This window comes from Ensifer sp. ENS07, assembly GCF_014852185.1.
Lineage (GTDB): Bacteria > Pseudomonadota > Alphaproteobacteria > Rhizobiales > Rhizobiaceae > Ensifer > Ensifer adhaerens.
On record NZ_JACVBE010000006.1, the window covers coordinates 34,621 to 60,687 of the forward strand.

The 26,067-nt window shown below is 58.8% G+C and carries 25 protein-coding genes; 14 read left to right on the plus strand and 11 right to left on the minus strand.

The window, feature by feature from the left end:
• Positions 1-5: 5 nt before the first annotated feature.
• The 5 genes from IB277_RS19415 to IB277_RS19430 form a co-directional block, all read right to left on the minus strand.
• Entirely contained in the window at positions 6-650 is a 645-nt protein-coding gene (locus IB277_RS19415; RefSeq protein ID WP_192371361.1) for a hypothetical protein, read from the minus strand.
• 166 nt (positions 651-816) lie between these two features.
• Complete coding sequence (locus IB277_RS19420) at positions 817-1,299, minus strand: AsnC family protein (RefSeq protein ID WP_192371362.1); 483 nt, start codon at positions 1,297-1,299, stop codon at positions 817-819.
• Positions 1,300-1,586: 287 nt separating this feature from the next.
• Entirely contained in the window at positions 1,587-1,715 is a 129-nt protein-coding gene (locus tag IB277_RS38685; protein WP_256436314.1) for a hypothetical protein, read from the minus strand.
• 140 nt (positions 1,716-1,855) lie between these two features.
• Positions 1,856-2,503, minus strand: coding sequence for a hypothetical protein (locus IB277_RS38110; RefSeq protein ID WP_246812753.1), 648 nt, complete (start codon positions 2,501-2,503; stop codon positions 1,856-1,858).
• 240 nt (positions 2,504-2,743) lie between these two features.
• On the minus strand, positions 2,744-3,532 hold the full coding sequence (locus IB277_RS19430) for a hypothetical protein (RefSeq protein WP_192371363.1): 789 nt from the start codon (positions 3,530-3,532) through the stop codon (positions 2,744-2,746).
• A 138-nt stretch (positions 3,533-3,670) separates the two neighbouring features.
• On the opposite strand from IB277_RS19430, the gene IB277_RS19435 reads away from it, so the two are divergent.
• Entirely contained in the window at positions 3,671-4,390 is a 720-nt protein-coding gene (locus tag IB277_RS19435; protein ID WP_210339622.1) for a YfbU family protein, read from the plus strand.
• A gap of 27 nt (positions 4,391-4,417) precedes the next feature.
• On the opposite strand, the gene IB277_RS19440 is transcribed toward IB277_RS19435, so the two are convergent.
• Complete coding sequence (locus IB277_RS19440) at positions 4,418-4,618, minus strand: hypothetical protein (RefSeq protein WP_192371365.1); 201 nt, start codon at positions 4,616-4,618, stop codon at positions 4,418-4,420.
• A gap of 375 nt (positions 4,619-4,993) precedes the next feature.
• Between IB277_RS19440 and IB277_RS19445 the strand changes: the two genes are divergently transcribed.
• From IB277_RS19445 to IB277_RS19475, 7 genes are all read left to right on the plus strand, one after another.
• Positions 4,994-8,062, plus strand: coding sequence for an AAA family ATPase (locus IB277_RS19445; RefSeq protein WP_192371366.1), 3,069 nt, complete (start codon positions 4,994-4,996; stop codon positions 8,060-8,062).
• 43 nt (positions 8,063-8,105) lie between these two features.
• Positions 8,106-9,284 carry a YcaO-like family protein gene (locus IB277_RS19450; protein ID WP_246812754.1) on the plus strand — a complete coding sequence of 393 codons (1,179 nt, stop codon included), beginning with the start codon at positions 8,106-8,108 and terminating at the stop codon, positions 9,282-9,284.
• Positions 9,285-9,292: 8 nt separating this feature from the next.
• On the plus strand, positions 9,293-10,066 hold the full coding sequence (locus IB277_RS19455; RefSeq protein ID WP_192371554.1) for a TfuA-like protein: 774 nt from the start codon (positions 9,293-9,295) through the stop codon (positions 10,064-10,066).
• Positions 10,067-10,101: 35 nt separating this feature from the next.
• Complete coding sequence (locus IB277_RS19460; RefSeq protein ID WP_192371367.1) at positions 10,102-11,286, plus strand: hypothetical protein; 1,185 nt, start codon at positions 10,102-10,104, stop codon at positions 11,284-11,286.
• A gap of 16 nt (positions 11,287-11,302) precedes the next feature.
• Positions 11,303-11,935 (plus strand): hypothetical protein, encoded by a 633-nt coding sequence (locus IB277_RS19465; RefSeq protein ID WP_192371368.1) that lies wholly within the window; start codon positions 11,303-11,305, stop codon positions 11,933-11,935.
• Between the two features lie 183 nt (positions 11,936-12,118).
• Positions 12,119-12,580, plus strand: a complete 462-nt coding sequence (locus tag IB277_RS19470) for an AbrB family transcriptional regulator (RefSeq protein WP_192371369.1) — start codon at positions 12,119-12,121, stop codon at positions 12,578-12,580.
• A gap of 213 nt (positions 12,581-12,793) precedes the next feature.
• Entirely contained in the window at positions 12,794-13,282 is a 489-nt protein-coding gene (locus tag IB277_RS19475) for a TerC family protein (RefSeq protein WP_192371370.1), read from the plus strand.
• A gap of 103 nt (positions 13,283-13,385) precedes the next feature.
• Here IB277_RS19475 and IB277_RS19480 read toward each other — a convergent pair whose 3' ends face one another.
• The 3 genes from IB277_RS19480 to IB277_RS19490 all read right to left on the minus strand — a co-directional run bounded on the left by IB277_RS19480 (position 13,386) and on the right by IB277_RS19490 (position 15,959).
• Positions 13,386-14,690 (minus strand): PAN domain-containing protein, encoded by a 1,305-nt coding sequence (locus IB277_RS19480; RefSeq protein WP_246812755.1) that lies wholly within the window; start codon positions 14,688-14,690, stop codon positions 13,386-13,388.
• A 123-nt stretch (positions 14,691-14,813) separates the two neighbouring features.
• A complete protein-coding gene (locus tag IB277_RS19485; protein ID WP_210339623.1) occupies positions 14,814-15,503 on the minus strand; it encodes a glutathione S-transferase family protein in 690 nt (229 codons plus the stop codon).
• Positions 15,504-15,629: 126 nt separating this feature from the next.
• Positions 15,630-15,959, minus strand: a complete 330-nt coding sequence (locus IB277_RS19490) for a GYD domain-containing protein (RefSeq protein WP_090428739.1) — start codon at positions 15,957-15,959, stop codon at positions 15,630-15,632.
• A gap of 581 nt (positions 15,960-16,540) precedes the next feature.
• Here IB277_RS19490 and IB277_RS19495 point away from each other — a divergent pair.
• A complete protein-coding gene (locus tag IB277_RS19495) occupies positions 16,541-17,323 on the plus strand; it encodes a DUF1194 domain-containing protein (RefSeq protein ID WP_192371371.1) in 783 nt (260 codons plus the stop codon).
• A 74-nt stretch (positions 17,324-17,397) separates the two neighbouring features.
• On the opposite strand, the gene IB277_RS19500 is transcribed toward IB277_RS19495, so the two are convergent.
• The gene (locus IB277_RS19500) at positions 17,398-18,912 is read right to left on the minus strand and encodes a winged helix-turn-helix domain-containing tetratricopeptide repeat protein (protein ID WP_192371372.1); all 1,515 of its coding nucleotides are present in this window, start codon (positions 18,910-18,912) and stop codon (positions 17,398-17,400) included.
• Positions 18,913-19,137: 225 nt separating this feature from the next.
• The gene (locus tag IB277_RS19505) at positions 19,138-19,833 is read right to left on the minus strand and encodes a gamma-glutamylcyclotransferase (protein ID WP_192371373.1); all 696 of its coding nucleotides are present in this window, start codon (positions 19,831-19,833) and stop codon (positions 19,138-19,140) included.
• A 337-nt stretch (positions 19,834-20,170) separates the two neighbouring features.
• On the opposite strand from IB277_RS19505, the gene nthA reads away from it, so the two are divergent.
• From nthA to IB277_RS19530, 5 genes are all read left to right on the plus strand, one after another.
• Positions 20,171-20,818 carry a nitrile hydratase subunit alpha gene (nthA, locus tag IB277_RS19510; protein WP_192371374.1) on the plus strand — a complete coding sequence of 216 codons (648 nt, stop codon included), beginning with the start codon at positions 20,171-20,173 and terminating at the stop codon, positions 20,816-20,818.
• Positions 20,818-21,474 carry a nitrile hydratase subunit beta gene (gene nthB, locus IB277_RS19515; RefSeq protein ID WP_192371375.1) on the plus strand — a complete coding sequence of 219 codons (657 nt, stop codon included), beginning with the start codon at positions 20,818-20,820 and terminating at the stop codon, positions 21,472-21,474. Before nthA ends, nthB begins: the two co-directional genes overlap by 1 nt.
• Positions 21,461-21,919 carry a nitrile hydratase accessory protein gene (locus IB277_RS19520; protein WP_192371376.1) on the plus strand — a complete coding sequence of 153 codons (459 nt, stop codon included), beginning with the start codon at positions 21,461-21,463 and terminating at the stop codon, positions 21,917-21,919. The genes nthB and IB277_RS19520 overlap by 14 nt, the downstream gene beginning before the upstream one ends.
• A 672-nt stretch (positions 21,920-22,591) precedes the next feature.
• Entirely contained in the window at positions 22,592-23,824 is a 1,233-nt protein-coding gene (locus tag IB277_RS19525) for an HlyD family secretion protein (protein ID WP_192371377.1), read from the plus strand.
• Positions 23,806-25,803: a glycosyltransferase gene (locus IB277_RS19530; protein WP_192371378.1), complete on the plus strand. Its 1,998-nt coding sequence runs from the start codon at positions 23,806-23,808 to the stop codon at positions 25,801-25,803. Before IB277_RS19525 ends, IB277_RS19530 begins: the two co-directional genes overlap by 19 nt.
• The last annotated feature ends 264 nt before the right edge of the window (positions 25,804-26,067 follow it).

Below are 26,067 nucleotides of genomic sequence, written 5' to 3' on the forward strand. Positions count from 1 at the left end.
TCCTGTCACGGTTTGGTTGCCAGAACGGCGGCCACCTGGCTCTGACTGTCAACCCATTGCGCCGTAGTCGGCGAAACATAGCGGATCAAGTCCACGATGGCAGCGTAGTCGGCCGCAATGTTGCGGTTCAGGATCGGTTCGTGGTGCGCGATGCGGTTGCGCAGGCGACGGAGGTCATCCAGCGGCTGGAAGATCTGCGCACGGGTGAGGGGGCCGGTCGACTGGAACACCATGCGCAGGTCCGAACGCCAGAGCGGTTCGTAGCGCTTGGCGAGGATGCCGGTCCAGAACCCCCAGTTCAGCTCCGCGACCACACGGCCATGATCCGGCAGGATGCCGCGCTTTCCAAGCTCGGTCCGGGCGGACAGGAGCATCTCGGGCAGGGGGTAGTGCAGGGCCGGACCCGGGTTGAGCTCGAACCAGGTCGGTCCGTAGCTCGCCTTGAGCCTCGCGCTGATGCCGTTGCGCAGCGTGACCTCCAAGCCCTGCAGGGGCGTGTAGAGGGCCTGTGACAGCGCGCTGTTCCAGGCGTAAAGCTTCAGGCCCAGCTCCTTGTCACCGCCGGCGAGGTCGAAGTAAGGTGCCAGCCGTTCGGGAGAGTGGGATGACTCCAGATTCGCAATAATTGCGGGTGAATAGACGAACGTCACTTGAAAATTCCTTCGGTATGGTCCATGTTCTTCTCGTGAGCCCCGGTAGCGCCTCTGCATGCAAGCGCCCGGGGCATTGCGTTTTCTGAGCTTGCCACAAGCCTCGCCGACTGTCCGCGCCCCAAGGCCGGACAGGTCAGACGGTTGTGGTGTGTCGGTGACGGCGCTAGGCGTTGTTGACGACCAGCTTCGGCTTCTTGCGCTTGACGCGGTCCTTCTCCTCTTCGACCTTCTGCTTCGCCGCCGCGATCTTCTCCTCGGCAAATGGCTTGCAGGCGTTGATCAGACCGTCGAAGCGGTAAAGATTCGTCTGGCTGCCAAACTTGCCGTGGCGGCGCTCCTCGCGGGTGATCAGCTTGGCCGCCTGCATAGCAGTGATCCGCTTCTGGATCGTGCGAGTGGTCACCCCGAGCGCTTCAGCGATCGTGCGGACGGCCGGGCGGGGCACGTTCTCTTCCATCCACCAGTACTGGATGAGGTGCAGCAGAATGTTGATGTCCAGGGCGTCCAGCCCGAGCGCACGCTGTTTCTCGATGATGATGTTGGGGATGGCGCTCCACCCAGCCTTCATCAGCGTCGGCGTCCACTTCTTTTCGTTCTGCTTCAGCGCCTGGACATCCGGCACCTTGGTCGTTACTGCTTCTGTCATTCGGGATCTCCGTTGCTCGTTTCCTGCCCTGAATATTGGGGGTTTACGCGCGATTGGCAAGGGAGATGCGGGCGAACCGTGGTTCGGGAGTGCCCGAACCGGCAGACACCCCGCCCGCGTCCCCACGTTCGCAGCCTGGGCGAAGCGACGGACACCCAAAGAAGGATAGTCTTATAATTAGGAATCATCTGAATAGGACAAGCGGATAGCAGAGTAACAGGACATAGAAGGGGTCGGTCTCGCGGTTCACCCGGGTCGGCCCAAAATCGTCCCGAAATGCCCGATCGCTACGGGAAAAGGTCCCGCACCGGCACATAGACCTGCCCGGTTTCCACGGCGCGACGCGCCTTCCGCGCAATGACGCGGTCAAGAGGCAACTGCCGGCTCAGCGTTTCATGCAGGTCGAACCCGTCCATGCAGATGATGCTCGAGCGCCCCTGATGGAAAGCGTCCAGCCCCGGAACGGTAAATCCGCTGTAGCTGATGAAGAGGCCGCGGGACCAGGTCGGCCGGCTGGCGAGCTTCCCGGCAAGGATATGCAGGTCAGCTGCCGCGGTCAGTTCGTTCTTCCATTTCGCCTCGAGCAGGTAAATTCGTTGCCGAGCTCAAAGCTCCCGTCGATCTGTTCCCCGGCGCGCGGCCGGAAGGATGCCCGGGGCGCCAGGCCATAGGCCTCGAAGAGGTCCTGCAGGAAACGCTCGAAGGCGAACCCGCGCTCCTGGGGAGCGAGACCCGAGAGATCCATCAGTCGACGCGCCAAGGTCGTCAACGCGGCCGGGTCGGGCTTTGCGGGCGACGTCGGGGCAGGGCTGGCTGGTGCGGCGGCAGCCGGAGAGCCCGGAAGGGTGGCGAGAAACGCCGGGTCCAGCAAGTCGGGGATCTTGAACCCGACACCCGGCAACAGCGTGTTGAGCTGGTCGATCTCGGCACGGGTCAACGGCTCGCCCTTGCCGCGCCAGGTCATCGACTGCTTTACCACCTCGAGGATGAGCGGACAGAACTGGCCGCGCCGCCGTTCCAGCGTAAGCGTGAGCAACTGCGTCACGGCGGGAAGCTTGCTGCCGCCCGACCAGAGGTCGGCGACACCGACCTTCTGAGCTGCCAGCGGAAATGCGGTCGCGTTGTTGCCGCTCCCGGGAAGGAAGTCGTAAAGGAGGTTCGCCAGCGCTGCGACCGCACCGGCTTCTTTCATAGAGAGAGACATTGCCGCCCGATAGTCCTTGGTACTCCCGCGAGAGTACAAGTACGGCCGAACGCTGGGCAACCAAGGCCGCTGCTAAAACAAGCAGTTTCCGACAAATATATCCGGCGTGCTGACGGGCTTGCCAGCGCGACGGAACCAAAACCTATGAGGTGAGCCTTCGGGGCCTGCTCGTTTTGTTTGAAAGCTGCCGTGCGCGACAAAGGCTAGGCTTTCCTGTGCCTACAGATCTCGGCCAACGAATTAAGCCGGATAGCCGCTCCCCAACGCGGAGAAATCGGGCTCACCCTCCGTATGCACACGCAGCACGGCGTCGGCACTCAGCGCGCTTGTTGTGAATAAATCGAAGGCAGGCCGATCAGGCTCGCAGCTGTGCGCCGTTACGAATGCGGCAATCACAGCCTTGGCTGCTAAATAGGCGCTCGGTGTGAGCTGCAGCGGAACGGCAACCTCGATGACGCGAGGTCGGCCGATGCCTTTCAAAAGGTCGACAAGCTCACCATTTTCCAGCCAAAAGTACACGCCTTCCCCGCCCCAGTGAGCCACCAATAATTCTATGGCATGGTGGTCGACGGGAAAGGGGTGTGAGGTCATCCAGAACTTGCCCGAGCGCGCCTCCTCCTGATGATGGAAGGGGCTGGCGGCATGTAGCGCGTTGGCAACGTTAGCTTGGATCAGCCCCGTGGCCACCTGAGCATCAAGCCTTCTGCGGATGGCCGCTAAATCCGAAGTATGGATGCCATCCGACTTGAGTCGCTGGACTTCGTCGTCGGTGAGGCGCGTGTAGTGCCACGCGCGGATGGTGCGCTGCTCCATCAGAGGCATGATGATGTCCTCAAGGATGCGTTGTCGCTTGGCCGCATAGGGATTTTCTTTAAGCGGAACCCACCGCTTAGCTGCCTCCTGTTCGCGGTAGTCTTTCTTGCTGGTATGTTCGTAGTTGCAGAGCACCTCGCTGTTTGCGTCCAACTCAGCGATGATGACTTCGTCAAATGTCTTGATGTCCCAAACGTCAATTAGCGTTGAAGTCATAGCCGGTGTGCCCCCTTATTTGTCCCCTAAGCAACCCTACCGCATCCAAGGCCGCGCGTCTGCGCCGTATGTTGTTGCATATTCCGTACATGCACCGTACAATACGGCAATAGACGTAAGATACGGGAGAAAACGGTGATGCCCAAAGCAGAGCGCGTAGAACTGAGGCTCGATACCGATCTGATTGAGAAAGTGGACGTATGGCGCGGTGAGCAAGCGGACCTCCCCTCGCGATCAGAGGCCATCCGGCGCCTTGTAGAGGGAGGACTTGTCGCCACCTCTCAACGGCATTTTCGGCCAACCAACCCCGAAAAGCTTACGATGTGGATGCTCGCACAAATTAGGCGTGACCAGATTAGCGGGAGGAAGGACAAGACGAACAGTGAATACGACATCAAAGATGTGGAGCTTATCGAGCAGGCTATTTACGGGGGGCATTTCTGGGCGCTCGATTGGGAAATGACCGGAATCCTTCACAACCATGTGGATGATCCGAAGCGGGTCAGCCTTGTTGTGGATGTAATGGACATGTGGAACTTCATCGAGAGGGCCTGCAAGGCATTCGGGGCTGTCGAGAAGCGGCGCCTTGTTGATGAGGTGGGCTCATGGGCTGAAGACCCGAAATTTGCAGGCTTCGACGGAAACAATGAAGGTGAGTACATGGGCATCGCCCAGTTTCTGGTTCAGAAACTGAACCGTTTCGAGGACTTCAAAGGCCGTTCAATGAACTCTCACTCCCCGACTGTGGCGCGCTACGGCAAGATGGCCGCCTTGTTCGAGACTATTCGCCCGAGCCTTATCGGCCGGGACCTTAGTGTTGATGAGGTTATCAAGCTTCTCAAACGTGAGGTGGCATAGACCGAAAACTGGTCGAATTGCGAATATCTATCTCCATGCGGCCAACGTGAGCGCCTGAACCGTGAAGAAGCATCGATCGAAGAACAGGCCAAGCCGGCGGCGGATGACCACAGCATCTCCTTCGACAGCAACTTCGCCGCAATATTGCGCTCCGTCTTCAATGGTGGAAGAGCCAAGACTGCCCGAGTGCTTGCCGAACAAATCGCTACGGTCGATGGTTTTCGACACGACAGGTACGATTTGCAGTGCAGTGTGCTGTGTTTGTTTCCGATTTGTGCGTCTAGGATCGCATAATGTATCCTCGGGAATTGCTTGGCTAGGTCTTGGGCCACCGACGCCAGTTCATTGAACTCTCGTGCCGTCCGGGCATCCGGGGGCAGCTTGAAAACCTCAGGCACCGCGATGCTCCAACGAGTCTGCCGGGGGCGTCAGAAGGAAGCGCGAAGGCGGTGATGGCCGGCGGCACGACGGGGTTTGCCTCCGAGGCTGCGAACTGCGGCTTAGTTGGAGACCCTGGCGCTTCTGTTCCGAGGTCTTGGAGGCTTCGAACGCGAATGCTATATATTCTAGATCCATCATATAAGCTAGCGGTGGGGATGGCGTATGCTCGAAAGTCGGGTCAACAATCCACGACAACCGACGAGACCTTCGGGACGCGAGGGACGCCTCTCTGAATATGGTGGCGGGCGGCGGATCGTCACCGCTCTCTGTTATGATCTCGTCGGGTCGACGAGACTTCTCCACCTTCTCGACATAGAAGACTATCAGGAACTGATCGTCGCGTTTCAGAATGCGGCGAAACACGCAATAACTTCTCATTCCGGCGCCATGCAGCTTGAGGCTGGAGATGGCGGAGTGGCGCTCTTTCCGATCGAGTTGGGCGCCCAGGATGCTGCATCGCTTGCCATTCGCGCGGGGCTCGCGATCATCGACGGCTGCGCGGGCGTTGCCCGGGAAGCCGGGCGAGACGACTTGCACGTTCGCGTTGGAATTGCGACATCCGTCGCGCTCATACAAGAGACTCAGAAGGATAAAGGGGAGCCGGTCACGGGTGCTGCACTGGCCATAGCCACCCGTCTGGAAGAGATTGCCGACCCGGACTGCGTTTTTGTTTCGGAGGACACGCGCGACCTGGCTGGCAGGTCGCATGCTTTCGTGTTCGTAGGCGACAGGACGCTCAAGGGCTTTACTGTGCCCGAGAAGGTATGGCGCGCACTCGGACACAAGATTGATGTCGACAGGTTCTACGCTTTCGGTAGCCTCAGAGGCCCGTTCATTGGCCGTGAAAGCGAGTTGAAAACGATCGCGGCCTGTTGGGAAAAGGTGTCCACACAGGGTGGCGAAATTCTTCTGCTCGAAGGAGATCCAGGCATCGGAAAATCGCGGCTTCTTCGGGAGATCCGCAAGATCACGCGCGATCGGCGATCAGGACTGTACTTCTTTCAGTGCCTGCCCGGGGGGCATCGCTCGACGTTGCATCCCCTGTTTAACAGTCTTATGGCCGCTGCGTCTGGACAAGACAATCAACTGCGCCTGTCGGCCTCCGCCGTAGCGACCCCCTTTGAACGATCGGGCATTCGTGACGTAGAAACGATTGAAACATTCGCGTATTTGCTGGGTGCGCTGGGACGAAATCAACGGCTCGCCGACAACGATCCCAAAGCCATCCGGGAAAAGGCTCATCGCGCCCTGTTTCGCGCGCTCGCTGCGTTATGCGCGAACGGGCCCATCGTCCTGGCAGTCGAAGACATCCACTGGATCGATCCAACCTCCCGGGATTTGCTGGTGGAGGCCGCGCGGGTTGCACGCCAACTTCCAATTCTCCTCGTCACGACCTCACGTCTCGGGTTTACGTCGGATTGGCTTGACGCGGCCAACCCCACGCGGCTGACGTTGCTTCCGCTTGACCGTGACGAGACACGACGTGCGATAGAGGCAATATGGTCGGAGCAGAGGCAGGCCATGCTTCCTGAGCTCTATGACGTTATCGAGAGGGTATCCGGGGGCATACCGCTATTCATTGAGCAAATCTGCCAATGGGTCTCGGAGAACGTTGCCGCAGACACCATGAGCCTGCCGGAAAGCGTTAAACCCAGCCACGTGTCGGCCTTCGAGGAAATACTGGATGCACGACTCAACTACATGGGTACTGCGCGAGACGTCGCGCGAGCGGGAGCCGTTGCGGGTAGCCAGTTCACGTTGTCGTTGCTTCGCGAACTGCTGCCGGGGCTGGGCAAGAAGTCTTTGGCCAAGGCCGCCGAGACCCTTACTGATTCAGGGTTCCTGATCCGGATCAGGACGCGGGGGCACATTGCCTACGGTTTCCGACACGTCTTGATTCAGGAAACGATCTACAATGCGCTTCTACGCAGGCAGCGGGAGGCATTACATCGGCGGCTGTTCGTTGCTGTCTATCAAAACCGCCAATTGGCCGCTTGGATCGACTCCGGTACGCTTGCCGAACATGCGGAACGAGCGGGGTTCATCGAGAGCGCAATCGAATTGTACACGGCGGCGGGCAAGGAGAGCTCGAGCCGGTCGGCGATGGTCGAAGCGCGCAACTATCTTGAGCACGCCGTGGAGATTTGTAATCGTTTCGGCGCGGGACATGCGATCGAAACACTACAGCTATCTGCGCTGACTTCGCTCGGCCCCGTTTTGACCGGTCTTGTCGGACTGAACTCACCTCCGGCTCGCAAGTTATATGAAGATGGCGTGGACATTGCCCGCCGGCAACCGATGGAAGAGCAATCCCGATGGTTTCCGATCTATTGGGGGTGGTGGCTCACTGGAACAGATTTTCGCGTTATGCGCGAACGCGCTTTGCAAGTGCGTGCCATGCAGTCCGAGACGGAAGATCCTGAGATCAAGCTTCAGGTCAACCATTGCAGCTGGGCCATTGATTTTAACCTTGGCCACCATCGAGAGGCCCAGGACGCGATCAAGGCCGGACTGGCACTTTATGATGAACAATCGGCGAAAACCAACAGAACGCTATTTGGCGGCCATGACGCCAAGGTGTGTGGTCTCGGGCAATTGGCCCTTTCGCTGTGGCTGACGGGACAACCCAAAGCCGCGGATTCGGCTCTTTCAAAGATGGTCGCGTTCGTTGACCGGATATCACACGCGCCCAGCAAGGCGCATTCGCTCGATACGGAGGCCGTGTCTGCCTTCTACCGGGAGGACTATGGCCGTCTCACCGAAATCTCCAAGAGAATGGGAGACTTCGCGAGATCGCATGAAATGCAGTCGCTATCCGGGCTGTCGCTGCTCTTCGCTGGATGGGCTCTCGCGCATGGGGAAAGCCTCGCAAGCGGGCACGCGATGTTTCGCGACGGCCTATCGCTCTTGAGAAGCCTCGGTGTCGTCGCAGATCTCCCGATCTACCTCTACATGCACGCCACGCTGCTCGGGCAAACTGGCAACTATGAGTCAGCGCTCGAGGTTACGAATGACGCGATCGAAAAGGCTCGGGAAACCGGTCATGCCTATTGGCTCGCGGAGCTTTACCGTCGCCGCGCCGTTCTTCAGGCGCGGATCAGCACCACAAAGGATCCGATCATCCTCGATCTGCGCTCAGCCGTAGATATCGCCGAGAGACAAGGAGCAAAGGCACTTCTGCGACGGGCGCGACATTCAATGCAGGAGCTTGGCGTTGCCTTTAAGCATTGAACCAACGAGGCGGCAACCCGAAGATCCGCCGAACCTTCAGAGGATGCTTTCGCGTTTTCGCGACGCCCTACTTGCCGGCTTTGGCAGTCCGCTTTCTCGCAATACGAGCCTCGAACAAGCCGAGCAGCGCTTGCGCACGATCATGCCGCTTTGCCGTCGTGCGGGCATAACCCGGCTCGGTGATCTGACCGGACTTGACCGGCTTCGGCTTCCGGTTGTTCAAGCCGTCCGACCCATCGCCCTCTCTGAGGTCTCGTCGCTGGGGCGGGGCTTTTCCATGGCGGCAGCGGCAGTCGGGGCAGTCATGGAATCACTTGAGCGCTTCTACGCCGAAGCCATTCCCTCGGAGCGAGTTTTTTTCGCATCGGCGGAGGAACTTAAGATCGCAGACGGCCTGTTTGACAATCTCCTGGCACTTGATCGCCGCGGGCACTGGCGGGCACGGAAGATACCCTGGATCACCGGCATCGACGTCACGACTAAGCTCCCACAATCGATCCCCCTCGAACTTGTTCACACCTGCTACACGGATCCGCCGCCCGCCCATGATGGTCTGTTCATTCGCACGACCACGGGTCTCGCCTGCCACATGACCGCCTTCGGCGCGTTCCTGCATGGTTTGTTCGAATGTATCGAGCGCGACGCTATCGCTCGCGCCTTCGCCACCCACGGTTTCTTCGATCGAATGCGTATTTCTCCGCTCGGGCTCAGTGCCGCGGTCGATCACATATTTTCCGTTGCGGGTGAGCACCATATTTCTTTCGGCCTTTGGCTAGCCTCTTCGCGGGCAGATGTCCCGGTGGTCTGGTGTCAGACGATCGAGACAGGCCCCGGCGAGCCGATCCTTGCTCTGCCGACAGAGGGCTACGCGGCGGGAGCGAACATCGCCGCGGCAGCGGAGAACGCGATGCTCGAAGCGCTGTCAGCACGCGCAGGGGCGATATCGGGCGCGCGCGACGACCAAACCCGGGAGCACTATAAACGCAGCACCGACGTGATCGTCGCCAACGCCCGCCAACTCATCCTTGCGGACACGTCCGGCCTGCTGCGGCCGTCAAATGAAACTTGCGCCGTTTCAGATCCCAGCGCCCTTATCGGCAGGGTCCTATCCGCCGGCATGGGGCCTATATTGGCGGTGCCGGTGGGAGCGGACGTCGAAACAGGCGTTCAGTGCGTGCGAACCGTCCTTCCCGGAGCCAACCCCTTTTTGATCCTGCGGTGAGTGTTCACATGGTCGATGCGAGCGAGACGGGTCCGATCCTGGTGTTTCTTGGTCCGACGCTTCGGTTGAGCGAGGCGGAACTGGTTCTCGACGCAATCTATCTGCAGCCCGCAGCGCAAGGCGACATTCTGCTTGCGGCCCACGCATTCCGGCCGCGTGCGATGGTCCTGATCGACGGGCAATTCGAGGACAGGCCGGCTGTCCGACACAAGGAAATCCTCTGGGCGATGGCGCAAGGGATCGTCGTAATCGGCGCCGCAAGCATGGGCGCGCTCAGGGCAGCAGAGCTCAGTGATTTCGGTATGATCGGTGTCGGCCTGATCTACAGGTGGTATCGGCGCTGGCGGCTTGCTCCCGATGATGCGGTCGCCGTTCTTTCGGGACCGCCGGAACTTGGCTTTCTTCCCTTGACAGACGCACTGGTCGATCTCCAGCGGACGTTTGCCAACCTGGAACGCCGGAACGTCATATCGGCCGCCGAGCGCGGCTCGCTCACGACTGCGGCTCGAAACATGAACTTTCGAGAACGCCGTTTCGAAGCGATTCTGCAGGATGCAGGATGGCAGGAGGATGGGCTCAAGCAATTGCGAACGGAGATGGTGGGGCAAAAAAAAAGGGACGCTCTGCTTTCGCTGCGAAGCACGCCAACGCTGTTGCTGCGAGAAGATGCAACGCGGGTGAGGGGGAGGCATGCATGGGTTGCGACGAACACCTTCTTGCGTGATCTAGAGGCGGGCGGCATTGACTTAAAATTAGTAAACACTTATAAATTGAAAACTTAAATCCCGGATTTTCAATCGTGGGGGGCATATGTTCCATGCGTCTGATGCGCAATGATGCCCCGGAGTCCGGAAACGCGCGTGTTGGCACACGTTTTTGGATTTATCCGCAGCCTCCCTTTGTTCCCGGATACGAGCAGCCCGATCGTGTCTGGTTGTCGATACCACGTGACGAAATCGGTGAGGGTCCGAGCGACTTCTCCATGTATGTGGCGGATCCGCTCTATGACAAACGACCCTATGGTCTTGCGGGCTTGCCGCCATTCGGGGGGGCAAAGCGCGCGCCGGTAAGACCTGGTCCGGACCGTCACTTCGACAACATCGATCCAACCTCCCGTCCATTTCTGGCTGTTCACGCCTACGCCTGCGTGCGTTTCGTTCTCGACATTTGGCAAAGCTATTTGGGTGGCCGGATTCATTGGTTCTTCGACCAGACCTTTCCAAGGCTGGAAATCGTTCCATTTGTCGATTGGGACAATGCTCAAGCTGGCTATGGTTTTCTGGAACTGGGTTGGTCCGACGCCGATGGCATCCTGAGACCTTACGCGTTGAATTTCGACACGATCGCGCACGAGGTCGGGCATCTGATCATGCTGTCGGAGGCGGGCGTGCCAACAATGACATCGCCTGACGGTGACTTCTTTTCGTTCTCCGAAGCCTTTTCCGACTGTGTTTCGCTGATCTCGTTCTTGCACTTTGATTCCGCGATTGACCGACTATTGCGGCGAACGAGAGGCAATCTGCTGCTCTACAACGAATTGAACCGCTTTGCGGAAACGAGCCCCGAAACGCAGATCCGGCTGGCCACCAATTTTCGGCGAATGTCCTCAGTTACCCGCGAGGTGCACGACCGCGCGCTGCCGTTCGTTGGCGCAATCTTTGACAGCATCATTGCCCTTTATCATCGCGATCTGGTCGCAAACGGTTGCGCCGACAGGCGGCTTCTGGATGTCGATATTCGGGAACTGGCGCGCGACGAGTTCGACACGTTTCGCCAGGCGACGGCGGAGGCATTCAGCAAGAAGCCATTATACTTCAAGTTAGCACTGATCGCAGCGCGCGACGCAGTCGGAGCAGCCCTAGCGACCTCATTGAAAAGGCTGGATCTAAACTCGCTGCGCCTCGAGCAGGCGGCAGAGGCCATCGTCTCTGCGGCGCACGGTGCGGCGGCCGAACTGCTCGAAGAGAATTTTGCTTGGCGTGAAATCAACGCTTCAAGGTGAGCCAAAGGAGGGAAAGATGAGTGGCTGTTATGTTAATCCCGTTGTTGGAGAGCCGCAAAGCCTCGACGATATCATTGACTATAGAGTTTATCGCCCAGGAGATGTTAGGCTTTATGGAAAGCCGGCAGCATCCAACATTACGTCGTGTGACATAAGCATTGAGGAGAAAATAAAAGAAATACAAGATATGGGTGTCGCAGATGATATTATTAAGGCGATTATGCACATAATAGAGTGTATACTAAAAACAGCAGAGCTTATTACTGAAGGAGCTACAATTGTTGTTCATGACGGAACATACTATAGTTTTCTTCCGATTGGGTTTGGTGATCTTCATATGAAGAGCATAGGCGTGATTTACGGCTATTCCTATGAGGGGCATTGCTACAAGTTGCCGAAGCCTCAGATCATGTGCCTGCCTGAAAATCCATCGCAAATCGCTGAAGGCGATTGCGGCTGTGATTGTGGGTTTGACCCGAAATTCGGCTATGCCGTTTGGTCGATCGACAAGCTTGAGCGGGCCATATCTCTCGACATCCGTGCCGACGATCTCAAAGCGTTAGTGCTGGACGAAAACCTGCCCGGGAACAGGTCGCCGCTCGCCTATGCGCAGACCATGGCATTGGCGCCGCAACGACAGCGGGAGTGACTAGCACCTTATATCTTTGGATTTGATCAACGAGGCTCGACAGTCTCGATCAGAAGGTTTCAACGGCGGCGACGATGTGGCATTTTCACATACCACTCGCCTGGCTTCTCGACGCGATGATCTTCTGCGGGTTCGCGGCATTGGCTGGACTTCCCCTCGCCATGCCAAAGCTTGCGCCCTCCGATGACCGCCACGATCGGGGCAATGTTGAGGACGTCGTTCTCGCCGGCCGTCTTGGAACACGCAAGCGTATGGCTCGTGTCGCTTGCCGGGCTTCAATTCTTCATCGCTGCCGCCGCGTCGGTCGCCTACGTCTACTTTCGCAAGATCGGTAAATTCGACCACACGACGGCGTTCTTTTCGGCCATGCCCGGTGGACTGGTCGAAACGGTCGGACTGGCTGCGGAACGGGGCGCCGCGTGGATGACCTCGCTCATCCACGCGGCGCGCATCTTTATCGTGGTTCTCTCGATGCCGTTTATCATTCAACTGACGACGGGGGAGGACATCCGTCGGAACGGCTCCAGCTACGTCCCGGTCTCAGCTCTCGAGGCGAAGGATCTCGCCTGGTTCGTCGCCGCCATACGGATCGGTGTGGCGGTCGGTGTTTTGCTGCGCCTTCCCGCGCGCTATTTGCTCGGATGATTGTCAGCGCCGGACTGCACTTGTCGGGCGTGTCCGACTTCCAGCTCCGAGCGTCTTTCTGGCGGTGGCGCAGGTGGTGATCGGGGCCACGGTCGGGTGCCGGTTCGTAGACAACGCCCACACTGATCCTGGGGGTGATCGGGTTGTCTGTCGGTTTGACGGCGCTGTTGCTTTGCATGTCGCTTGTTCACAGCCGCTGGCCTGTCAGCACTGATGCAGGTCATCGGAATCGACCTTGTTCTCCCTGGCGACAACGCCGCGGTGATCGGCGTCGCCGCAGCCGGCCTAGAGCCGACGCAGCGTCGCAAGGCAATCATGGTGGGTATCCTCGACGCTACCGTTCTGCGTATCGCATTCGCCACGGTCGCGGTGCATCTGCTGGCAGTTATCGGGCTGCTGTTTGCCGGCGGATTGCGGCATTGGGTCTGTTGGAAGATGTGGCGCGAGCTGCGGGCAGGCCACCGTGACGAAGAGGCCATTGCGAACGAGAGCGCACCCAGGAAGACATTCTTCCAGACGGCGACGCCGATCGGCCTCTCGATCGCCCTGATGGGGATTGCGGCGAACCTGATCGCCCGCATGTTGACCAAGCACCGCTGGATCGCCTACGTCGGCCTCGCGATCAACCTCTATGTTTCTCTGGACATGATCTATCGCTGTACGCTTGAGGTCGCGCCGTTTGTCCAAGCTGCCGTGCTCTGAACTTGCTTTACCCGGAATGCCAGCGGATGCCATCGTTTGCCGCTGAACTACAGGTCGCCGGTTCAGATCCTTTCAAGGCGCTAGATGGCCACTGCGGCGGTCGTCACTCAAGTCCGACGACTTTTGCAGGTGCGAACGTTTGAAAACTCTTCACTCCGGAAATCATGCCGGACTTGAAGAGAGGTGTGCCGACGGCACCTTTCATCCAGCACTCCCGCTTTTTCTTGATGTAAGTAAAGGCAACACACCGGTTATTGTCGATGCAGGCCAGTCGGCACTGAAGTGGCGTCGCGTTCGTGATCGACGCGCGAACGCCGAGGTCGCCTCCAGGCAGATCGACATCCTCGAACAGTGCCTTCTTCGGATCGATTGTGCCCATGCTAAATGGCGTTGGGTCTGGATCAGCGCTCGCCAGGAATTTCCCAGAGATAGCGACCGAGTTGCCATCCGCGCGACCTTCGTTTGCTTTCAGAAAGCAATTCGGTCCGCGCACAATCCTCGGATTGGCATTGAAGGTGAACGCTTTACAGACGCCATTCATCTCCAGGCAGCTCGTGGCGCACTCGGCGACGTCGACCGTTCTCTTCGACGCGAGGTCATCGCCAAACAGGTCAAGGCCAGTGTAGACGACGATCCGCGTCGGCTTACGGGCGAACTCTTCAATTGCCGACAGTTTGTGAGTCTGACCGGGATCGATCGGCGAAGGGTTGGTAGCGGCCACTTGTTGGCTGCTTGGTTCAGGGGTGGGAATTGCGTTTGAGTTTGCCGTCGAGGGTGGTGCGCCCTCGAGACCGACGGCCGGGGTTGTGGAGACCGGCTCGTTCGAGCCCGACGCGGCGCCCTTGCGGTTGAGCTTATAGCGACCGATTTCTTCGCTCGAGAACACATGCATCTGCGACGGAGGCGTCTTGAACATCGTTGTCATGACTTCCGCCGGCGTATCGAAACGAGCGAGCATGTCGATGATGTCAGAAATCGACAGCTGCGCGTTGACGAGGTCGTTCGATTCACTGGAGATCTGGTGGACGCCAAGCTCACCGTCTACCTGGCGCTCGACACCCGCCATAAAGATAAAGGCGCAGGCCGAATAGCAACCTTTCCCTTTCGGGATAAAGGTGGAGAGGCGCCTCTCATGCACGTCGTCAGCGATCAGCAGTGCCATCTGAACAGCGCCGCCGACGCTGTCGAGCACCAGCAATCTGGCTTTCTGAGAAGCATGCAGCGCCCGCCTGAAATTCAAGGCGGAATAGAGGTCGATCTCGCCCGTGAGGGTGATGACGCTGGGGTCGCTCTCCTCGAATGAGAAGGGACCAAATCTCTTTGTGTCAGCGAGCGCTGGATTTCCCACAAGCGAAAGGGCCAGGCAGAATGCCCATATGCGAATGAGGCCGAACGGAAAACTCGGCAAGATTGATACTCCCACGCTCTGTTTATATTCACAGAACATTGATCAAATTGAAGTTGCAACACAAAAAAGCCGCAACGGTTAACAGAGCGACGGGTCAAGGGTCTCGATCGCAGAGGCGTGGGGTTATGTGATCACTCCACTGGGGTGCTGTATCATCATCTCCGCATAAGCCTTCGCCATCATCTCGGTGTCTTCGAGATAGCGGGCTGCCCTCGGACGCGCGCTCACCAAACCGTGAAGCTTGGCAATAGAGGGAAACCGCAGGCACACCGCTTCTCGGTCGAGGTAGGCGACCCAAAAGCTTAGATAAAAATCTGCGAGAGAGAAGCGGGTCCCTAAGACGTAAGGTCCTCTTTTTGCCAGCCTAGTGTTCATGACATTCAAGCGGTCGAGAACGAGCGACTTTGCCAGCTCTTGCATCCCCACGTTATCCTCGCATCTCAATGAGAAACGGTTCGGAAAATGGTATCGCTTCATCTCAGATTGCACGTCCCCGGCGATATGGAAAACCGTCGAGAGAAACAGCCCCCTGTCGGGGTCGGTGAATGAAGGGGCCAGTTCTGTGAGCTGGTGCCGATCCGCGAGGTAAAGCATGAGAGCGGCTACTTCATAGAGTGCGTCGCCGTCAGGAGTGATCAGCACCGGAACCAAGCCGGCGGGGTTTATGGCGAGGAACTCTGCGGAACGGTGCTCGCCTTTGAGGATGTCTATTTTTCTGAGCTCGTACTCTATCTCACCTTCTTCAAGCACCCATTGGACGAGCGGTGCGCGAGTGAAATCGCCGCCATAAAGAACGTAGATCCTACGCTCCATATCTCCAGCGCGCGGGGCATGCGGCGGTGAACTAGCCGCGCGCTCGAGCGCGGCCCGATTGCGCGCAACGCTTCGTGCCTGGCAGTTGAGGTTCGATCCGCCGCCAGACATGTCTCAACCAGCGACTTAGGCCGGGGGCTTGTACGAAGACGAGATTGTGTGCGCCTTCTCTTGCGCAGCCTTGAATTCCGCGCCGGTGTAGGCTCGCACAGTTTTGACATCCGATACGGCTCCCGATGCGCTGACGACGAGAAGTGCGGGGATCAGGTCAGCGCCATCCTCGAATTCCGTGATCGCCATCCAGTCGGTTTCGCCGGTCGTGAGGTAGAAAGAACGCAGTTTCCCGCCCGCGGCTTCCATGATGCCTCGTGCCGCTTCTTCTCGGTCTGATGGATTGTCAATCATTCCCTTCGCTGACGTAGCAGTATAGCACCCTGTGGTTACGAACAGTGGCATAGGATATCCTCCGCAATATGGGCAGATCGAATGACCTGCCGAACGGTCATTAACTCTATTGGCGTTAGACGAACGTCGGACTGCAGAACTCTGGATTGGTCGCCGCCCACCTCTTCGCCTTCATGGTGACCGGCCTCCGTGGCCGGCTTGCCGCTTCTGCACGGGCGATTGCGCACGTCGAGAGAATCAGCACGGTCAGCATGACCAAGATCCTCAGCATACTAAGCTCGTCCTGAATTTCAGTATGCACTAATCTACAGCAGATCGAGCGGGATGGCCTGTAGTCAATCCGAGCTAGCACGGATGGTCGCTGGCTACGTTGTCACGCGCGCCCTTTAGCAATCGAACTGGTCACGGCCATTGCACGCCAATAGTCATTTCAGCGGAAGTTCGGTCTGCCGTGCGTTTCGGCGAGATCTGAGGGAGGTTTGGCGTAGAGCGGCCACGGCTGCTTGCGCTTAAGCAGGTCGCGCGCCGATGGTTGCGCAAATGTTCGCTGCTGAGTTTGTAATTAAGCATCAACTAATGCAGATCGGTTGCCTTGTGGTATCCTGCGGCATGGACACCATGGGGGCTGTGCGATGTTTCGCGTGCTGGTGCTGATCCTTGCTCTCGTCGCATACCCTTTGCGACCCGGCGCGACGCCTCCGGACGTCGATTTGGAGCTCGTGCTAGCGGTCGACACATCGGGCTCCATGGACATCGGGGAAGCGCGCGTGCAGCGCCTCGGCTATCTGGAAGCGCTCCGACACCCGGATTTCATCAACGCCGTCAAAGGCGGGTACCTGGGACGCATTGCCATCGGCTATTTTGAATGGGCTGGGCGGGTAGATGAATCGTCTGTCGTCGCCTGGCAGGTGATCGAAGATGCCAAGGATGCCGAAGCCTTTGCCGCCAAGCTCGAGGCCCGCCCAATTGGCACGCGGCATGGCACTTCGATCTCGAGTGCAATCCGGTTTGGCACGAAACTGATCGAAACCAACGCGTATTTCGGATCGCGCCGCATCCTCGACGTTTCCGGTGACGGGTTCAACAACACGGGTTTACCAATCGCAGTCGCTCGCGATGACGCCCTGGCGCGTGGGATCGTAATCAATGGATTGGTGATACTCATCCGGCCCACCACTTCCACCGTTCCGCTCGAGCGCTATTATGCGGAATGCATCATCGGCGGTCCTGGCTCCTTTATGATTCCCGTGCGTAACGTGGAGGATTTCCCGAGCGCCGTGCGCCAGAAGCTGCTGCTCGAAGTGGGCGGGCTGACGCCTAGCTTGACTGCCCAGCCGGCCGCCATGCGCGCACCAGTAGACTGCAGGGTGGGCGAGAAATATCCGAGCTTTGTTGAACCGGCATTCCGGAATTAAGTTGACGCTGTCCACCGCCCTTGAACAACGCAGCGAAAACTCTGATTTTTTGCCGGCCTATTTCAGCGGTATTATCACGAGACTTGACGCAGCGCGTGCATGCCTTCGACAACCCGATCAACGTCCTGCTGACGTTCGAAGGCAATTCCACGGACGGCGTAATCTACCGGATCGAAACCCGGTTGTAGAGCATGCAGTCGCGCGAGGGTTTTTCTGGCTGCAGCAGTATCGCCTGCCAACGCCTGAGCAGCCCCAAGCCGCGCAAGACCCCAGGCACCTAACCTGGGAATGCGCCCAAGACGTGCCGCCGCGCCGGCATAATCTCCGGCAAGATAAAGCGCCATCGAGCGGTCAAAGTAGTACCAATCCGGATGCAGCGGATTTAGCCGGACCGCACGGTCCATCCAGGCGATACCCTCGTCCCCCCGTCCGCGCAGGACGAGCAAATAGCCCATCTGCGCGATTGTATCGGCATCGTAAGGGTTAAGTTCGAGCGACCGCGCGACATGATGCTCGGCAGCGTCGTATTCTCGAAGATAAAGCCGCACGAGCCCGAGGATGCGGTGAGTGCGTGCTTCTTCCGGAGAAAGACTGACCCCCGTTGAGGCGAGGCTGAGGGCAGTGCGCAACTCCGTATCGGCGCTCAGGCCGTATTTGCCGAGGATGACGGTCGCAAGCGCGAGGTAGGAATGAATGAGGCCATTCGTTGGATCACGCAGGAGCGCTTCCGACAGGACGTCATGTGCTTTCTGGTTGTCGCCCTCGCCGTAGCCCCGCAGCAGCGCTACACCCTGCAGGAGCAGGTCATGCGCCTTTCGGTCGGCCGGAGGCTTGCGTGCAGCCAGCCGAAGCGACGCACCCTCGACATGTGACACCAACCGGCTGATGACCTGCCGCGCGATCAGATCCTCGAGAACCAGCGGGTCCGGGTCGTACGCCTCAAGACGATCCGCCCACACCAGGCTACCGTCGGCGGCGTCGATGAGGCTGACACCGACCCGCACCATTCCCTCATCCCGGTCAATGTGGCCGTCGACGAGATAGCGAGCACCGAGACGTCTCGCGAGGGTTTTCGGCTCGCTTCTGTCTGCGTGTGCCGATGCAAGCGATGTGGCTCGGGCAATGACCGGAACGATCCTGAATCTGGCAAGGCCGTTGATGATCTCCTCGCAGAGCGTCTCACTATATGATGCATTGCTGTCGGGGGTGCGATCCTCGAACGGCAGCACCGCAATCGGTGTTTCCTCGCCGTCATGGGACGCGTCGGCCGTTTTCGATGAACCTGGGTCCAGAAAATATCCTCGACCCGCCACCGTTCTGATTGTCGATGGGCCGACGGAGCCGAGCGCCTTCCTGATCTCGCGGATCGCCTGCGTCAGCGAATCCTCGGTGACAATGACGTCCGGCCAAACAGCGTCGACCAAGTCGCGTTTCGACACAACGCGGCCAGCCTCTTTGGCGAGGCAGGCAAGAAGTTCGAATGCCTTTCGACGCAAAGTAACAACGCCAGCTTCGTTTAGAAGAAGGCCGCGGTTGAGGTCGAGCGTGAAGCCCCGAAAGCGAATGGGCGTTTGGCTGCCCACGGCCATGAGTTCTTCACCTCCGCGTAAAAATCCTCAGATACGACCAGAGTTGCGACCGTGTTGGTCGGTTGTCAACTACGTGAGGTGCGGCGATGGCTTCTCCATCTTCATCGACAGAGGGCAGGCAAAGGTGATCGATGCAGATGTCGTGGTATGCGCCCGCCATGCAGCTGCAGCTGGAAGCGGTTGTGAGGAACTCCAGAAGATCTTGTCGCACCGCGTCGTTCATCGTTAGACACTCCCGATTTGCTGCTGGCTCGATGACAGAATGCGCTGCGCCACCATCGCCTGAAGGAGCCACAGCCGATGGTCGCGGATGCCTCGCTGTTCCAGGCCCTCGACAGTTCGGTATAAATATTCGGCGCAAGAGCCGAGGTGGCCTGCTGCCGTCGCGAGCACGCCAGCGACAGTCTCAATCGGCTGATAGCCCGTATAAGCGAGCCCAGCTCTGTCGGCGCAGAAGGCGAGCGCTTGCACCCGCACCCCGTCGACATTGACCGCGATCCAGCGTGGCTTGTTCGTGGTGGCCGGACTGGAAACTTCCCGCCGAAGAAGCGCAATCAAGGCGTCACGGCCATTCGGTTCGGGGAGGCGTTGCACCATGCCTTTGCATTGCCCGCCTCGATCCAACACCAGCATGAGCCCGGGGCACTCAGGCGTCCCGCGCCATCGCGTTAAACGCAGGCGAAAGGCGCGATGCCACCCGGGCGTGATCGCGTAACGTTCCTCAGCCACCTCAAAAGCGGGTTTCCAAAGGAGGGAGCCATAGGCGAAAACCCAGACTGGACCGTCAGAAGCTCGCCCCTCGAGGAGGTCGTCGGCTAAAGCTTCGTAGTCACCGTCCGTCATCGGCACAAAACCGGGCGTCGGCCCACTGTCGACGACGAGCCGGTTAGCCTTGGCAACGATCTCTGACGTAAGTTGCATGAGACGACCTCCTTAGCGAATTGATGGTCGCTCAGGCGGGGTTTCATGTCCCGAACAAGTTCTGAAATTTCTGTGAAATCAAGAGAGTCTCGGCTTCACTCCATGAGTGCAAGACTGAGCCAATGGAATTTGGCTGCTTCGCCGCATTATCCCGACAAAGGCGTGGCGAGCGAAAATCGGAGAAATCCTTCTTCCTGCGTTTCAGGCGATTGAATGCGATGGCCGGTGCAACATTGCTTGACCTTGGTGAAAAACCGCTTGATCATTCCGCCTCGACCCACATCAGAATGGTGGGGTCGCTAGTTGATTTGGAAGACTAGGCTCCTGGAGCAAGGCGATGACAAGCTTCGATTCGCGACGCATTTCCAACATTCATCACGACCTGCATCAGCACTTGCCTTCCGAGTCCGCACTGAGAACCAAAGCCCTCGAAAGCCTTCTGGTCGAAAAGGGGCTGATCGATCCTGCGGCTATGGAGGCCTGGATCGAAATGTACCGCGACGAGATCGGACCTAAGCGCGGGGCGAAGGTCGTGGCTCGGGCCTGGAGAGAACCGTCGTTCAAAAGGGCTCTTCTCGAAAATGCGACCGCTGCAATCGAGCAGTTCGGATTTGCTGGGCACGGAACGGGTCATCTGCAGGCGGTTGAGAATACATCAGAGATACACAATCTCGTCGTCTGCACCCTTTGTTCCTGCTACCCATTCTCGATTCTGGGGATTCCGCCTGCATGGTACAAGTCGAACGAATACAGGGCGCGCGCTGTGCGCGAACCGCGTGCGGTTTTGTCGGAGTTTGGCGTGGAAATTCCCCCGACTGTCGAGGTACGGGTCTGGGACTCGACGTCCGAGAGACGATATCTGGTGATACCGCAGCAGCCCAATGGTGTGGAATCCTGGAGCGAAGAGCAGCTCGCGGAGCTGGTCTCGCGTAATTCTATGATCGGGACGCAGAGGGATCTTTCTCCAACCAGGAGGGAAGCCTGATGGACGGCGTTCACGATCTTGGCGGGCGCGAAGGATTTGGCCCCATTTTAGGCAAGGATGACGAGCGTCCCTTCCGTTCGGATTGGGAAATGCGAGCTTTCGATCTCGCCCAGGCTGCCGCTGGCGATGCGGACTGGTCGATTGATTGGTTCAGGCATTGCCGCGAGTTGATCGTTCCGGCCGAATATTTGACGCGGCCATACTTCGATCAATGGGTGGTGACGATCGCAGCCCAGATGATTGATGCCGGCTATCTTACATTGGAGGAACTCGATGCTGGCCGGTCGGCATTTGTACGCCAGCCTGGCTATCCGCCTGAAACCGCAGACGAGGCGCGCGCCTACGTCCAGTCCGCGCGCAGCTACGCGCTTGGTTCAGAGGCGCCGCCGTTGTTCGTCGCGGGCGATGCTGTGCGCGGCAAATCCATGGGACATCCCGGACATACGCGATTGCCGTCCTATGCCCGGGGAAGGCGTGGAAGCGTGATTGCGCATCACGGCGCCCACGTACTGCCGGATGCATCAGCCGCCGGAACGCCCAGAGGCGAGCACCTTTACACGGTTGGCTTTGCCGCGTCCGAGTTGTGGCCGGAAGCCCACGATAGCCGCGATCAAGTTTTCCTCGATCTCTGGGAGAGCTATCTTGAGCGGATCTGACCCCAGGACGGCCCACCTGACGCAAAGGGACAGCGAACCGGGTTTCGCCGAGCCGTGGCATGCTCAGGCTTCCGCGATGGCAAGTTTGTTGGTTGCTTCGGGCGTCATATCAGGAGCGCATTGGTCTGAAACCCTGGGAGTGAAGTTGCGCGAGGCACATCTCGCCGGACAGTTGGATGACACCGAGACCTACTATCGTGCCGTGTTGTCCGCGCTCGAAAGCCTCCTCGATCAAGCTCGCGCGATTTCCGGCAATGAACTAATCCAGCGGCGAGATGCCTGGGAGCGCGCATATTTGCGCACGCCGCACGGACGGCCCGTCGTGCTGAATGGGGACTTAGGACCAAGCGTTCCTGCTCCTGACGAGTTTTCCGAGCTGTCGTGCCAAGAGACCTGGGATGTGAACCTCTTGGCCCACGACACTGCCGGAGGCCTTAGAACATAAATGAGGGATATGGTGGGCCCGGCAGGACCGGAGCCGACGGCCTTAACCATCGAGTTCCCTCCCAGCAGAGAACCTCTGAGGGCAACCGATCGATCAAGCTCGGGTCTGGACGAATTTCCGTACAAACTTTGGCGCTGTGAGGGAAGCAGGTCTGAGCCGTCGACGTCGGCAATGTTATATTCCTATCCAGTTATCGCCGGTTCGTATTTTCGTATCCCTTCAAATCGAGGGATTGATAGTTCGCAATCGAGAAGTCGCCTTACGATCCATCTTCGGACTTTTTTGAAAACCACGCTCGCGAAGGATGTCGGCAAAGCTGAGTTCTATCTGCCGCATCCCTTGGGGGCGCAGTCTGCTCAATCACGGAATGCAACGCGCCCGAGGACGTGCATATGGTAAGGCCCGTCTCAGACAATCTATGGCGCAACACGAAGCGCGTCTTTCCGGTTCACTCGTCAAAACATGAGTTCGACCACTCTGTTGGGTGGAGGCTGAAATACCTAGCCGAGTTGTTCGTAAAAGCTTAACCAATCGAAAAAGCACCAACTTCTGAGGGTTGCCCGAGGCGCGTTTGCGCACAATCTTCTTTGCGCAGCCAGAGCCATGGACAGAGCTGGGACTGCGCTCTGGCGTTTGTCGTGCTCGGCAACGTAGTGAGTGGGAACGGTTGGCATGCTCCTGAACCATCGCATCACGCGCATCACCGTCGGCATCCTGCTTCTGACGCTTGCTGTCGTCGTGGTCCTGCCTGGACTGACCGGCTTTACCAGCCTCGACGGCACCGTGAATGCCCGCTTTGCCGTCATCAACGCACCGATTGACGGGGAAATCGGACAAGCGCCGCCACGCATCGGCACGCCGGTCGCCGAAAACGAGACGCTTCTGACCATCCGCAACGAACGGGTTAATCGGGCGATCCTTGCTTCGCTTCAGGCGGAAGGAAAGACGGCCGCCGATCGCGTCACGGCGCTGGAGCGTGAACGGGACGAACTCGTCGCCTTGCGCAACCAACTCGCCCATCGGCTGGAGAAATTCAAGAACGCCACCATTGCCAGTCTGGAGCGCGAACTTCGCATAATGCAGAAGCGGGTGGAGGTGTCGCGTGCCCAGGACGTCGTTGCAAGGGTAGACCTAGATAGACGGCAGGAACTGGAATCTAAGGGGATATTCACGCGCAAGATGGTCGAGGCGGCAGCCGCCGCCGGCGCGGCCACGGGCGGCGAGGTCGAGATCAGCAATTTGTCGCTCGATCTTCTCGAACAACGGCTGATGGCCCTGCGTGAGGGGATATTCATCGTCGGCGATGGTCAAAACGACGTGCCCTATTCGCGCCAGCGTCAGGACGAGGTGATCGTTCGCATAAACGACATCAACACCCGCATTGTCGAAAACAGCACGCGCGCCGACCAGATTGAACGGCAGCTGGAGGAAGAGGGGAAGCGCGTTCGCAGTCTCGAACAGGCAGAAATAGCGTCGCCGTTCAGCGGGGTGGTGTGGACCCGCAACGTCGTCAACGGCTCCAATGTCATCCTCAACAACGAGCTGTTGCGTATCCTCGATTGCCGCGAACTGTTCGTCGATATTCTCGTTCCCGAAGTCGATTACGACGAGATCTATCCGGGCCGCGAAGCGGAAATCCGGCTTCTCGGCCGGAGCGAAGTCTTCAAGGGGAAGGTGCAGGCCGTAAAAGGCTCATCCGCCGTCGTCGAGAAAGACAATCTCGCCGCCAAGGAGCCGGAGGCCAAGGAGCGCGACGCGAGAATCCGCGTTCAACTCCTCCCCTCGGCTCTCAACACCGATTTCGGCAATTTTTGCCAGGTGGGGCGGTCCGCCCAGGTCCGCATCTCTCGGCACAATCTGCAATTGACACAGTGGATCAAAGGGCTGTGGTTCAACCTCTTCTAGCGCTCGCGCCCACATTGCTGGTGATCGCCTTCTTCCTGCTTGGGCCATCGAACTGGTCGCGGCATCAAAGCTGGGCGCGCACCATCACTTGCGCGGTCGTTGGGGCGGTCGCATTGCGCTACATGGTCTGGCGCCTCTTCGAAACCGTCCTTCCCTATCCCGCTGATGGCGCGAACGTCTGGTGGGTTTGGATCGTCTTTGTCATCGAGCTCCTTGCCTTCACGGAGGTCGTTCTTTTCCTCATCCTGATGAGCCGATACGTCGACCGCAGTCGCGAGGCGGACCGTTTGGGAAAGACGTTCTTCGCGCGCGAGGCGCAGGATCTGCCGACAGTCGATGTTTTCATTCCGACCTACAACGAGCCGCTCGATGTTCTGGAGCGCACGATTGTCGGGGCTTTGGCGCTCGACTATCCGAAGGACAAGTTCAACGTCTATGTCCTCGACGACGGCCGGCGTGATTGGCTGAAGACCTTTTGCGCAGAGCGGGGCGCGGTCCACCTGACCCGGACGGACAATGCGCACGCGAAAGCCGGGAACATGAACAATGGGCTGCGCGCAAGTTCGGGCGATTTCATCGCCATCTTCGACGCAGACTTTGTTCCCTATCGCCATTTTCTCAAGCGCACCTTGCCGTTCTTTTCGGACGAGGGGATCGGGATTGTCCAGACCCCGCAGCACTTCTTCAACGTCGATCCGGTGCAATCGAACCTGGGCCTGGAGAACATCTGGCCGGACGAGCAGCGCCTGTTCTTCGACGAGATCGCGCCCAGCCGCGACGTCTGGGACGTCAGCTTCTGCTGCGGTTCGTGCTCGATCGCCCGCCGCAAGGCCGTCGATGCGATCGGAGGCTTCCCGACGGAGTCGATCACCGAAGACCTGTTGACGACGCTGTCGATGCTGAACAAGGGATACAAGACCCGCTACCTCAACGAACGGCTGTCGATGGGATTGGCAGCCGAGAACCTGACGGGCTATTTTGTTCAGCGGGAACGATGGTGCCAGGGCGGCATCCAGACGCTCTATCTCCACAACGGTCCGTTGCGTGGACCGGGCCTGTCGTTGTTCCAGCGGATCATGTTTCTCCCCATGTCCTGGCTGGTTCAGTACGTGGTGCGCCTGATCGTGTTGATCGTGCCGATCGCCTATCTCTGGTTCGGCGCCTTGCCGCTGCACTTCACGGGCGTTGCCGACTATGTTTCAAATCAGCTTCCGGTGCTCGCGGCCTATTTCCTCCTGATGCTCTGGATAACGCCGACACGTTATCTGCCCGTGGTCTCCAGCGCGGTCGGGACCTTCGCGACGTTCCGCATGCTGCCGACGGTTCTCTCCAGCCTCGTGCGGCCCTTCGGCAAGCCGTTCAAGGTAACCCCGAAAGGCACCGGCAACGAGGCGAACAGTTTCGACGCCTACACGTTTACATGGATTGGCGCATTCATCGCCGTCACGGCGCTCGGACTTCTGATCAACCTCGTGCCGGAAACGGCGCAGGTCCAAGGGTCGTTCTCGGCGATCGGAGCCGTCTGGTCGGGGATCAACATCGTCGTCCTCGTCATCGCGTCGCTGATCTGTTTCGAAAAGCCGCGTCGACTTTTCCAGGCTTTCAAGCTCGATGAGCCCGCCAATGTCGACGGGACGCCGGGGCGCGTGGTCAGCCTCTCGCTCGACAAGGCGGTGGTCGCGGTTCCGCCGGAGGTGCGCTTCGAGTCTGCGCAGGTAATCCTCAGGCTCGACGGTTTCGAGCCGCTGCAGGCTGATCTGAGGCAAGTGACGCAGCGGCGCGGCGACATATCGCGTACCGGCGACAAGCGGCGCTTCTATCTTCACCTTTACTACGACCTCAACGGCAAGGAACGCGACAAGATGATCGTCAAGCTCTATACCGGCCGCTATTCCCAAGACATTCCTGATATCGATAAGGTCGCGGTTTCCGTGAACCTGTTGCTGCGTGCCTTCGGTCGCACCCGTACCGTTTCGTAACCGCAGCTCAATCGGTGCTTATGACTCGCGAATTGCGAAAGCCTCATCGGGCGGAAATGGCGCAGTGTTCATGTATGCGCTCGAATGATCGTATATTGTATCGACTGGCACCTGCCAGCTTCCCCGGGTCTCGCCGCTCTTTTGATGACTGAGTGTTGGTCGTTTAGCGCTAAGAATGGTGGTATGGTGGGCCCGGCCCGGCCCGACTCGAATCTGAAAGAACGAATTCGATCGTCCGGGGTTGAATGATTCGGGTCGTAATCG